The organism is Pseudohaliea sp. (assembly GCF_054552115.1).
In genome coordinates this window covers 43,771-54,851 of the sequence record NZ_JBTOLW010000026.1, presented here as the reverse complement: position 1 = coordinate 54,851, position 11,081 = coordinate 43,771, and the positions used below count along the sequence as shown (strand labels likewise).

The 11,081-nt window shown below is 69.6% G+C and carries 13 protein-coding genes; 7 read left to right on the top strand and 6 right to left on the bottom strand.

The features are described 5' to 3' along the window. On the top strand, positions 1–129 hold a 129-nt coding region (locus tag ACX93N_RS12610), incomplete at its 5' end, for a transposase (protein WP_459428783.1). A 51-nt stretch (positions 130–180) separates the two neighbouring features. Here ACX93N_RS12610 and rpmG read toward each other — a convergent pair. From rpmG to radC, 3 genes are all read right to left on the bottom strand, one after another. After that, positions 181–336: a 50S ribosomal protein L33 gene (gene rpmG, locus ACX93N_RS12605; protein ID WP_459428780.1), complete on the bottom strand. Its 156-nt coding sequence runs from the start codon at positions 334–336 to the stop codon at positions 181–183. A 26-nt stretch (positions 337–362) separates the two neighbouring features. Next, on the bottom strand, positions 363–599 hold the full coding sequence (rpmB, locus tag ACX93N_RS12600; RefSeq protein WP_459428779.1) for a 50S ribosomal protein L28: 237 nt from the start codon (positions 597–599) through the stop codon (positions 363–365). A gap of 140 nt (positions 600–739) precedes the next feature. Next, positions 740–1,414 (bottom strand): RadC family protein, encoded by a 675-nt coding sequence (radC, locus tag ACX93N_RS12595; RefSeq protein ID WP_459428778.1) that lies wholly within the window; start codon positions 1,412–1,414, stop codon positions 740–742. Positions 1,415–1,475: 61 nt separating this feature from the next. Between radC and coaBC the strand changes: the two genes are divergently transcribed. From coaBC to slmA, 4 genes are all read left to right on the top strand, one after another. After that, the gene (gene coaBC / locus ACX93N_RS12590) at positions 1,476–2,699 is read left to right on the top strand and encodes a bifunctional phosphopantothenoylcysteine decarboxylase/phosphopantothenate--cysteine ligase CoaBC (protein ID WP_459428777.1); all 1,224 of its coding nucleotides are present in this window, start codon (positions 1,476–1,478) and stop codon (positions 2,697–2,699) included. A 39-nt stretch (positions 2,700–2,738) separates the two neighbouring features. Continuing rightward, positions 2,739–5,225, top strand: coding sequence for a phosphomannomutase/phosphoglucomutase (locus ACX93N_RS12585; protein ID WP_459428776.1), 2,487 nt, complete (start codon positions 2,739–2,741; stop codon positions 5,223–5,225). Between the two features lie 21 nt (positions 5,226–5,246). After that, positions 5,247–6,149: an acetylglutamate kinase gene (gene argB, locus ACX93N_RS12580; RefSeq protein ID WP_459428775.1), complete on the top strand. Its 903-nt coding sequence runs from the start codon at positions 5,247–5,249 to the stop codon at positions 6,147–6,149. A gap of 64 nt (positions 6,150–6,213) precedes the next feature. After that, complete coding sequence (gene slmA / locus ACX93N_RS12575; RefSeq protein ID WP_459428774.1) at positions 6,214–6,861, top strand: nucleoid occlusion factor SlmA; 648 nt, start codon at positions 6,214–6,216, stop codon at positions 6,859–6,861. On the opposite strand, the gene ACX93N_RS12570 is transcribed toward slmA, so the two are convergent. Both ACX93N_RS12570 and pyrE read right to left on the bottom strand, forming a co-directional pair. Further along, positions 6,858–7,457, bottom strand: coding sequence for a hypothetical protein (locus ACX93N_RS12570; RefSeq protein WP_459428773.1), 600 nt, complete (start codon positions 7,455–7,457; stop codon positions 6,858–6,860). The two genes, slmA and ACX93N_RS12570, sit on opposite strands and share 4 nt — an antisense overlap. A 110-nt stretch (positions 7,458–7,567) precedes the next feature. After that, positions 7,568–8,212, bottom strand: a complete 645-nt coding sequence (pyrE, locus tag ACX93N_RS12565) for an orotate phosphoribosyltransferase (RefSeq protein WP_459428772.1) — start codon at positions 8,210–8,212, stop codon at positions 7,568–7,570. 84 nt (positions 8,213–8,296) lie between these two features. Here pyrE and ACX93N_RS12560 point away from each other — a divergent pair, with 84 nt between their 5' ends. Beyond that, on the top strand, positions 8,297–9,061 hold the full coding sequence (locus ACX93N_RS12560; protein WP_459428771.1) for an exodeoxyribonuclease III: 765 nt from the start codon (positions 8,297–8,299) through the stop codon (positions 9,059–9,061). A 28-nt stretch (positions 9,062–9,089) separates the two neighbouring features. Here ACX93N_RS12560 and rph read toward each other — a convergent pair whose 3' ends face one another. Then, entirely contained in the window at positions 9,090–9,812 is a 723-nt protein-coding gene (rph, locus tag ACX93N_RS12555; protein ID WP_459428770.1) for a ribonuclease PH, read from the bottom strand. A 170-nt stretch (positions 9,813–9,982) separates the two neighbouring features. Here rph and ACX93N_RS12550 point away from each other — a divergent pair, with 170 nt between their 5' ends. Then, positions 9,983–10,834, top strand: coding sequence for a YicC/YloC family endoribonuclease (locus tag ACX93N_RS12550; protein ID WP_459428769.1), 852 nt, complete (start codon positions 9,983–9,985; stop codon positions 10,832–10,834). Positions 10,835–11,081 lie beyond the last annotated feature (247 nt).

Sequence of the window (11,081 nt, the reverse complement as noted above, 5' to 3'; positions counted from 1 at the left end):
TTGCATACCAGCGTTTTGGAGGGGATCAACAACCGAATCAAGGTCATCAAGCGGATGGCCTACGGCTACCGGGACGAGGCGTATTTCTTCCTGAAGATCCGCGCGGCGTTCCCCGGTAATCCACGATGAACCAAAAAAAACCCCGACGGGGTGCCGGGGTCTCGCGTGCCCGCAGGCGCCTTACTTGATCTTGCCTTCCTTGTAGATCACGTGCTTGCGAACGACGGGGTCGTATTTCTTCATTTCCAGCTTGTCCGGCGTGGTGCGCTTGTTCTTGTCCGTGGTGTAGAAATGCCCGGTGCCGGCGGTGGAATTCATGCGGATCTTTTCTCTCACGATCGTGCTCCTTCAGCCAGCCGTGCTCAGACCTTCTCGCCGCGGGCGCGCAGTTCGCCCAGGACGGTCTCGATACCTTTCTTGTCGATGATGCGCATGCCCTTGCTCGAGACGCGCAGCGTGACGAAGCGCTTCTCCGAATCCACCCAGAAGCGATGCTGGTGCAGGTTCGGCAGGAAACGGCGGCGACGCCGGTTCTTGGCGTGCGATACATTGTTACCGGTGACCGGGCGCTTGCCGGTGACCTGACAGACTCGTGCCATCGTTGTCTCCTTGGGGACCCGGGGGCCAATCCAACTGTGGGGCGGCGGGGCACACGTCACCGTGAATCGGGGGGCCTGCCGCGCGGAGCGCGACTTTATACCAGAAGGTCCAGGGGTCCGCAAGGAATAAAACAGCCGGTCTACAGCAGCCCCTGCTCGGCGAAGGAAAAGGCCTCGCCGCGGCCGACGATCACGTGGTCCAGCACGCGGATATCGAGGAGGCCCAGGCCCGCCTGCAGGCGCTCGGTGATGCGCCGGTCCGCGTGGCTCGGTTCGGCAACCCCGGAGGGGTGGTTGTGGGCGAGGATCACCGCCGCCGCCCGGTGCTGCAGGGCGCGCACGGCCACCTCCCGGGGATAGACGGCGGCGCCGTCGAGGGTGCCGAGGAACAGGTCCTCGCAGCGCAGCAGCCGGTGCTGGCTGTCGAGGAACAGGCAGCTGAAGACCTCGCGGGTCCGCGCTGCGAGGTGATGCTGGAGGAAGCGCCGGGTATGCCGGGGGCTGCTCATGACGTCGGCCCGGCGCAGCTGCTGTTCGACGCTGCGCCGGGCCAGCTCCACGGCCGCCTGCAGCTGGGCGACCTTGGCGCTACCCACCCCCGGCTCCGCCTCGAGGGCGGCGGCATCCATCGCCAGTACCCCGGCGAGGTCACCGCCGCGCTCGAGGAGCGCGCAGGCGAGGCCGAGGGCGCTCATGCCCCGCCGGCCGGTGCGCAGCACCACCGCGAGAAGCTCGGCATCGGAGAGGACGCCCGGCCCGTGCAGCCGCAGTTTTTCCCGCGGGCCCTCGCCGCGCGGCCAGTCGTCGATCGCCATGGGAGCCTTGTGCTATCTTCCCGCCCTTCACACGCCCGATTTTCCCAGCCCGGGGCCCGCGATGGCACATCTTTTCAATCGCAATGTCGTCCTTGGTGTCTGTGGCGGCATCGCCGCCTACAAGTCCGCCTTCCTCGTGCGCGAACTGCAGGCGCGCGGGGCTGACGTACGGGTGATCATGACCCGCGGCGCCGAGGCCTTCATCACGCCGCTGACGCTGCAGGCGCTGTCGACGCACCCGGTGCACCGGGACCTCCTCGACGAGGAGGCCGAGCGCGGCATGGGCCACATCGAGCTCGCCCGCTGGGCGGATCTACTCCTTGTCGCTCCCGCCACCGCCGACTGCCTCGCGCGCCTCGCCGCCGGCCGCGCGGACGACCTGCTGACCACCGTCGCCCTGGCCACGGCGGCGCCGGTGCTCGTAGCGCCGGCCATGAACCAGCAGATGTGGGCCGACGCGGCCACCGCAGCCAATATCGCCACCCTCGAGGCGCGGGGTATCCATCGCGTCGGCCCCGCGGACGGCGACCAGGCCTGTGGCGAGGTGGGCACCGGGCGCATGAGCGAACCGCAGGCCATTGCCGAGCGCGCCGCCGGCCTTTTCGAGCACGGCGCCCTCGCCGGCCTCCGCGTGGTGGTCACCGCGGGCCCCACGCGGGAAGCGCTGGACCCGGTGCGCTACCTCTCCAACCACAGCTCCGGCAAGATGGGCTTCGCCCTGGCCGCTGCCTGCGCGGACGCCGGCGCCCGCACGACGCTGGTCAGCGGGCCGGCCGCGCTGGCGACGCCGCCCCGGGTGGCGCGCCGGGACGTCGAGAGCGCCCGGGAGATGCTCGACGCCTCCCTGGCCCTGCTGCCCGAATGCGACATCTTCATTGCCTGCGCCGCGGTCGCCGATTACCGCCCGGAGCAGGCAGCCGACGACAAGATAAAGAAGAACGACGACCGGATGACCCTCACCCTGGTGCGCAACCCGGACATCGTCGCCACCGTGGCCGCGGCCGACCCGCGCCCGTTCACCGTCGGCTTCGCCGCGGAGACCCGCGACCTCCTCGCCTACGCCCGCGGCAAGCTCGAGCGCAAGGGCCTCGACCTCGTGGTCGCCAATGACGTTTCCGCCGAAGGCATCGGCTTCAATAGCGACGACAACGCCGTCACCCTGCTCTGGGCGGGCGGCGAGCAGGCGCTGCCGCGGGCGGGGAAAGGCAGCCTTGCCCGCGCCATCGTCGCGCAGATCGCCGACCGCTACGCCGCGACCCGCGGCGCCCCGGTCGTTTCCCCGTGATCCGCCCCGGTTTATGATGCACCGGGGGGGCTCGCCGCCATGCTAAGGAAAGAACAACAGCATCACAGCGACAGCCGCCGCGTGCACGGTATCGACGCGGCGGGGAACGCGCTCTATGGGATTCTCTTCCAGGGCTTCGCGCTGCTGCTGGTCCCCGCCGTGCTCCTGCTGGCCTGGCTGCTCGTCCTGCGCCAGCCCGCCCTCGAGCGAGCCCTGGTCGACGAGGTCGCGGCAGGCTACGCGGCCAGCCGGGCACAGGCCGTAGCCGCCCGGGCCGCTGCCGTGCAGGCGCGGCTGCAAGCCACGCTCTCCGGGGACGGGTTTTCCGCCCTGCTGCCCGGGCCCTCGCCCGACAGCCTCGCCGGCGCAGCCAGCAAGGCCCTGGCCGCCTTCCCCGATGCCGTGGGCCTTCGTGTCCTCGCCCTCGACGACCTCGGCAGCGCCGGCCTCACCGGGGGCGAGGGGGGCCTGCAAAACCACATCGAGATCGACCTCGTCCGTCGCGCCTCGAACGGTGAAGAGCCGCTGCCGGAAGCCTACCGCGCCGGGGACCGATGGCGTTATTCCTTTGCCGGCCGCGGGGAACTCGCTGCGGGCGGCGAACGGCTGGTCGCCCTGCTGAGCTACGACGAGGGCCTCTTCCGCGACAGCCTGGCGACCCCCGACGACCAGGCGGGCACCTTCTCGCTGCTGCAGCAACTGCAGGGCCGCGGCGGCGCCGCGGAAGCACGGGTTCTCGGTGCAGAACCCGGCGACCGGGCCGCACGCGCCGCCGTGGCCGGCACGCCCTGGCTCGTGGTGTTCACCCCGGGTGAGGCGCTGGTCCAGTCCCTCGAGGACAAGGTTTCCCAGCCCCTGCTGGGCATTGTCCTCCTGCTCCTGGCCGGCAGCGCGGGCTTCGCCCTGGTGGCCTTCCGCTACCCGGCGCTGCTGCGCCGGGAAGTGGCCCGGGCCGAAGCCGCCGCCGAGCACCGTACCCCCTATACGCTCAGGATTCCCGAGCTCGCCCCCATCGCCCGCGACCTGCGCAAGCTGACCCTGCGCCGGGCACGCATGGATGGCGTGGGTGGCGTGCACCGCGTGCCGGAGGCACCCGCGCCCGCCGGCAGTGGCAGCGCACCGGCCCGCGAGGTCGTCGCGGGACCCGCCGAGGCGCTTCCGGAGCATATCTTCCGCGCCTACGACATCCGCGGCGTCGCCGACACGGAACTCGACGATGACACGGTCTACCGCATCGGCGCGGCGATCGGAACGCTGGCCGGGCTGGAGAGCGAGCAGACCCTGGTACTCGGCTACGACGGGCGCGCGAGCAGCGGCCGTATCAAGGCCGGCCTGGAGCGGGCACTGCTGCAGTCGGCCCGGGACGTCATCGACATCGGCCTCGTGCCGACCCCGCTGGCCTACTTTGCCGCACACCAGCTCCAGGACGCGACTTCTGCCGTCATCGTCACCGGCAGCCACAGCCCGCCAGAGTACAACGGCGTCAAGCTGTACCTGAAGCGGAGGCCCATGGCCAGCAGCGCCATCCAGCGGCTGCGGGAGATCGCGCTGGCGGGGGAGTTCAGCCAGGGCAGCGGCCACAAGCTGCAGCGCGACGTCGCCTCCGACTACCTCGACGAGGTGGTCGGCGACGTCGGGCTCGCCATGCCCCTGAAGATCGTGGTGGACGCCGGCAACGGCGCCACCGGGCACCTGGCGCCGACTCTCCTCGAGGAACTGGGCTGCGAGGTCGTGCCGCTCTACTGCGACGTTGACGGCAGCTTCCCGAACCACCCGCCGGACACCAGCGTGGCCGCCAATCTCGCGGACCTGCAGGCGGCGGTACGCCGCGAGGGAGCGGATTTCGGGGTCGCCTTCGACGGTGACGGCGACCGGGTGGCGGCCGTCACGGGCAGCGGCGAGATCGTACCGGCCGACTACCTGCTCATGCTCTTCGCCCAGGACGTGATCACCCGGAACCCCGGCGCGGACGTGGTCTACGACGTGAAGTGCTCCCGCAACCTCGCCCAGCTGGTCACCAGCCTCGGCGGTCGCGGCGTGCTCTCGCGGACGGGCCACTCCCACATCAAGGAGAAGGTTGCCGAGACCGGCGCGCTCGTCGGTGGCGAACTCTCCGGCCACATGGTGTTCGGCGAGCGCTGGTTCGGTTTCGACGACGGCCTCTACGCGGCCGCACGGCTGGCAGAGATCGTCAGCGGCAGCGACAGCACCCTGGATGTGCTCCTCGGCCAGTTCCCCCGGTCCGCGAGCACGCCGGAGATCATCATCCCGGTGGACGAGCGGCAGAAGTTCCAGCTGGTGGAGACGTTCCGCCGGCAGGCGGACTTCGGCGAGGGGCGAATCAATGGCCTGGACGGTGTGCGCGTCGACTATCCCCGTGGCTGGGGGCTGCTCCGCGCCTCCAATACCTCGGCGGCGCTGACGGCACGCTTCGAGGGTGACGACGAAGCCGCGCTGCAGGACGTCATGACGCGCTTCCGCGAGCAGCTGGCGAAGGTCCACCCCGACCTGGCGCCTCCCTTCTGACCCATTCATAACGGGAACCCCATGTCACTCTCCGCCGACGCCGCCCTGCAGGTCGCCCAGGTCCTTACCGAGGCCCTGCCCTATATCCAGCGCTTCACGGGCAAGACGATCGTGGTGAAGTTCGGCGGCAACGCCATGGTCGACCCGCTGCTGCACGAGAGCTTCGCCCGCGACATCGTGCTCATGAAGCTCGTGGGCATGAACCCGGTGGTGGTCCACGGCGGCGGCCCGCAGATCGGAACGCTCCTCGAGCGCCTGAACATCAAGAGCGAATTCGTCGACGGCATGCGGGTAACGGACGCGCAGACCATGGACGTGGTGGAAATGGTGCTCGGCGGCCGCGTGAACAAGGAGATCGTCGCCTCAATCAACCGCAGCGGCGGCAAGGCCATCGGCGTGACCGGCAAGGACGGGCAACTGATCCGCGCCCGGCGGCTCACCATCGAGCGGCGGGGCCCGGAACTCGAGGCCCCGGAGATCATCGACATGGGCCATGTGGGCGAGGTGCGCCAGGTGGACACGGAAATGCTGAACGTCATCCTGGACAGCAACTTCATCCCGGTGATCGCCCCCATCGGCTGTGACGACGACGGCCAGAGCTACAATATCAACGCGGACCTGGTGGCCGGGAAGCTCGCCCAGGTCATGCAGGCCGAGAAGCTCATGCTGCTCACCAACGTGGCCGGCCTCATGGACGGCAAGGGCACGGTGCTTACCGGGCTCAGCACCGCCGAGGTCGATGCCCTCATCGCCGACGGCACCGTGCACGGCGGCATGCTGCCGAAGATCGGCTGCGCCCTGGAGGCGGTCAAGGCCGGCGTCGCCAGCGCCCATATCGTCGACGGGCGGGTGCCGCACGCGGTGCTGCTCGAGATCTTCACGGATGAGGGCATGGGCACGAAGATCACCAGCCGGGGGACCTGAGGCCCGTATTGCAGGGCTACCGGTCCCCGGCTAGGATGGTGGCCCCGGAAGAGAGCCCCCGCCCATGCCGCAACGAAAGTCCCAGCGTCGTCAGCAGATTCTCGAGGCGCTGGCGGAGATGCTCGAGGCCAACCCCGGTGATCGCATCACCACGGCGCGGCTGGCCGAGCGCGTGGGCGTTTCCGAGGCCGCTCTCTACCGCCACTTTCCCAGCAAGTCGAAGATGTTCGAGGGGCTTATCGAGTTCATCGAGGACAGCCTCTTCGAGCGCATCGCTCTGATCCTGCGCGAGCAGCCGGCCGCGACGGCCCGCTGCGAGCACATGCTGGGCCTGCTGCTCAGTTTCGTGGAGCACAATCCCGGTATTTCCCGGATCATGACCGGCGATGCCCTTGCCGGGGAGAACCCGCGGCTGCACCAGCGGGTCGTGCAGCTCTTCGAGCGCTACGAGACCCAGCTGCGCCAGGTGCTCAGGGAGGCGGAGGTGCAGGAGGGCCTGCGCCCGGTGCTGCCGCTGCCGGCGGCGGCGAACCTGCTCATGGCCAGCGCCGAGGGGCGCATGACCCAGTTCGTGCGCAGCGGCTTCCGGCGCAGCCCGACAGCGGACTGGACCACACAGCTGTCGTTCATCTTCGAGGGGTTCTTCCGCGAGGTTCCGCGCCCGCTGCGGGAGGAGCAGGGAGGGGCGCAGCGGGAGTCCCGCACGCCCTAGTCCGCGCGCTCCGTACCCGGCTCTTCGCCCCGGGCTATCCGCTTGCGCAGTTCGACCACCTCGAGGAGCGTGCGGAAGCGCTCGATGTCGCGTTCGTAGGACGCCACCACCTCGCTGATCTCCCGCTCCCGCTCGACCAGGGAACGCTCGGCCTGCGCCATCTCCCGGCGCAGGTCCTCGATCGCCTCGAGGTGCGCCGGGCTGACCGGCTCGCCCCGGCGCTCCTGGTCCGCAGCCTGGGCCTGGTAGTTCTCCACCTGCTGGCGCAGGGAGCGCTGCTTGCCCTTCAGGATGCTCACGCGGATGCGCAGGTCGCGGAGCGCCCGGTCCCGGGCCGCCTCGATATCCTCCACGGCGCTGTAGCGCAGGAGCAGGGACCGGTCCCACTCCTGCAGCCGCTTGCGCTCGTCCTCGGCTTCCCGGGCAAGGCGCTCCTCGCTGTCCATGTTGGCCCGCTCTTCCTCCGTGAGGGTGCGCGGTACCACGTCGACGGTCACGCCCTTGTCATTCAGGACCTCGTAGCCCCTGGCGACGTATTCGGGGGGAACCTGGTAGGCGACGACGGCAACGCCCTCGTCGTTGATGTAGCGATACATGGGCTGAGCCCCGACAGGGCCCGCCAAAAGGAGGGACAGCAACAGCCCCGGCATCGCGATGCGAGCATTCATTACCGGGGAATATAGGCGTCGCAGCATGGGGGAACAAGTCACACGCCGTACTGCTCGCGGTAGGCAAGCATCGCCTCGAGGGCGCCGTCGGGCGCGTCCTCGCGCTCCCGGAGCCAATCGATGAGGTGGCCCATGTGCACGATGGACAGGACCGGCACGCCGTACCGCTCGCCGATTTCCTGCACGGCCGAGCGCTCGCCCTGGCCGCGCTCGCGCCGGTCCAGGCCGATGACGACGCCGGCGAGCCGGGCCCCGGCGGCTTCGATCATGCTGGCCACCTCGCCGATGGCCGTACCGGCGGTAATCACGTCGTCGATGACCAGCACCCGCCCCTGGAGGGAGGCGCCTACCAGCGATCCGCCCTCGCCGTGGTCCTTGGCTTCCTTGCGGTTGTAGGCGAAGGGCACGTCGCGATCGTGGTGGTCGGCGAGCGCCACGGCCGTGGTCGCCGCCAGGGGAATGCCCTTGTAGGCGGGGCCGAGGAGCACCTCGAAGTCGACGCCGGCATCGACGATCCGGCGCGCGTAGCAGCGGCCGAGGGTCGCCAGCGCAGCGCCCGTGGCAAAGGCCCCCGCATTGAAGAAATAGGGACTGCGGCGCCCGGATTTCAGGGTGAACTCACCGAAGCGCAGCACATCGTGGCGCCGCGCCAGCTCGATGAAAGTGCGCTGGAAATCCTCCATGGACAGGGGCCCATTCCTTGATGCAACTCAGTATTCTGGCACGACGCGATTCGGTATCATAGCGCCCTGACAAGGGGGTACGGAATGCGAATCATCAGCTTCAGTGCTGACGGCCTCAGGGAAGCGGCCGAAAAGGGGCTCTACGAGTGGCTGGGCGAACAGGATGCGGACTTCATCTGCATCCAGGATCTGCGCTGCTCCGAGTACGATCTTCAGGACGACAAGTTTTTCCCCCGGGACTACAACGGCTATTTCTTCGACGACGTGGACGGCAAGGCCAACGGCGTCGCGATCTACTGCCGCAAGCTCCCCAAGGCCATCATGACCGGCCTCGGCTTCGCCGAGTTCGATATGGAAGGCCGCTATATCCAGGCCGATTACCAGGACGTCAGCGTCGGCTGCCTGCTGGCACCTGCGGCAGCCGCCGGTGACGGCGCGGCCCTGGCCCGCAAGCAGCAGTTCTTCGAACTGTACGGGCACCACCTGCAGAAAGTGCGCAACAAGCGCCGGCAGTTCATCATCTGCGGCAACTGGCAGATCGCCCCGAATGCCATCGATGTGGCTGACACGGAGAGCGCGAGCGGCCAGCCCGGCTTCCTGGGCGAGGAACGCCAGTGGATGGACGAGCTGCTGGCGAACGGCTACGTCGACGCCTTCCGCGAGATCAATTCGGACGGCGACGAATTCACCTGGCGGCCCGACGGCGACCGCGACGGCCCCGGGTGGCGTATGGACCTGCAGGTGATCTCCGAGGGCCTGCGCTTCAAGGTCGAGCACGGCGCCATCTACAAGGGGCAGGCCTTTTCCAGCCACGCCCCGCTGATCATGGACTACGACCTCGAGGTCTGAGCGGCTCCCCGGCGCCTCTCGGCCCGCGTCAGCCCGCGGCGAGGGCCTCCCGCTGCCGCCCCACCAGTTCACCGATGCCGGCGCTGGCCAGGTCGAGCATGGCGTCGAGGGCGCCGCGCTCGAAAGGCGCCCCCTCGGCGGTGCCCTGCACCTCGATGAACCCGCCGCCTTCGCCCATCACCACGTTCAGGTCCGTGTGCGCCGTGGAGTCCTCGGCGTAGTCGAGGTCCAGCACCGGCACGCCGTCCACGATGCCGACGGAAACGGCGGCCACGAGGCCGAGGAGCGGGTCCTCCAGCAGCCGCTTGTCGCGCTGCATGCCGTTCAACGCATCGACCAGCGCCACGCAGGCACCGGTGATCGCCGCCGTGCGCGTGCCGCCATCGGCCTGGATGACGTCGCAGTCGATGGTGATGGTGTACTCGCCGAGCTTCGACAGGTCGAGCCCCGCGCGCAGTGACCGGCCGATCAGCCGCTGGATCTCCTGCGTGCGGCCGCCCTGCCGGCCGCGCGCCGCCTCCCGGCCCATGCGCGTCCCCGTGGAGCGCGGCAGCATGCCGTACTCCGCCGTGAGCCAGCCCTGCCCCTGCCCGCGGAGGAAGCGCGGCACGCCCTCTTCCACAGAGGCGGTGCAGATAACCTGCGTGTGCCCGAAGGCGACGAGCACGGAGCCCTCGGCGTGGCGGGTAAACTGGCGGGTGATGCTGATGTCGCGCAACTGGTCCGGCCGGCGGCCGCTGGGTCGCTGCATGGAGCCTCCCTGTCTCTGTGAATAGGACTGTCACCTTCCTTCGGGCCGGGAGTATACGTGAGCGGGCCCGGGAGCGTCGCCGTGCTAGCATGACGCCCGTCTTACCGGAGCCCGGAGGCTGCGCAGCGATGGTAGAGAGAGCGCTGGTAGAAAGAGCGCTGGTCAACAGCATGACGGCATTCGCCCGCGCCGGCGCCAGCACCGCCTTCGGTACGCTGGTGGTGGAGTTGCGCAGCGTGAACCACCGCTACCTCGACTGCCATTTCAAGCTCGCCGACGAGCTGCGCTCGCTGGAACCGGCGCTGCGCGAGCGCCTCGGCAAGGCCCTCGCCCGGGGCAAGGTGGATTGCCTGCTCCGCCTGCAGGCCACCACCACGGACCGCCCCCTGGAACTCGACCGTGCACGCCTGGCCCAGGTCCTCGCCGCCTGCCGGGAGATCGCCGGCGAGGAGGACTCGGTCGCCAGGCCGGACCCGCTGGCGGTGCTGCAGTTCCCCGGCGTTGCCCGCACACCCGCCCCGGCGGAGGATGACCTCACCGCGGCCGCCCTGGCGGCCTTCGACGAGGCCCTGGCCTCTCTCGCGGAGACCCGCGCCCGCGAGGGTGAACAGCTCGGCCGCCTGGTCCGCGACCGCATCGACGCGGTGGCCCGCGAGGCGGACGTGGTCCGCGGGCAGCTCCCGGCGCTGCGCGAGCAGCAGCAGGCCCGCCTGCGCCAGCGCCTCGCGGCGCTGACCGACTCCCTGGACACGGACCGCCTGGAGCAGGAGCTCGCCTACCTGGCCCAGAAGACGGACGTCGACGAGGAACTCGACCGCCTCGACGCCCACGTCGCCGAGGTCCGCCGCGTTCTCGACGCCGGCGGCCCCTGCGGGCGACGCCTCGACTTCCTCATGCAGGAACTGAACCGCGAGGCCAACACCCTCTCCGCCAAGTCCATGGGCATCGCCCAGACCCAGGGTGCCATCGAGCTCAAGGTCCTCATCGAGCAGATGCGGGAACAGGTTCAGAACATCGAGTAGTCATCGTGGTTGGCTGCTTGGGTGATCTTCTCGATGTGCAGTGGCGGCAGGCTGCCGGAGCGGGCCCAGCGGAACCGCTACAAGCACATCCATGTGCGCTCGACGCGGGCCGTCCATGGCCCGCGACGTTCCGCTGGGCCCGCTCCGGCACCCCGCCTTAATGTCGACCGCCTGGAGAGCTAAGCCGGCTTAGTGCCACCGGAGCCTCGGCGAAGGCGTGCGCCGGAACGCCCGCCACCCAAAGCCG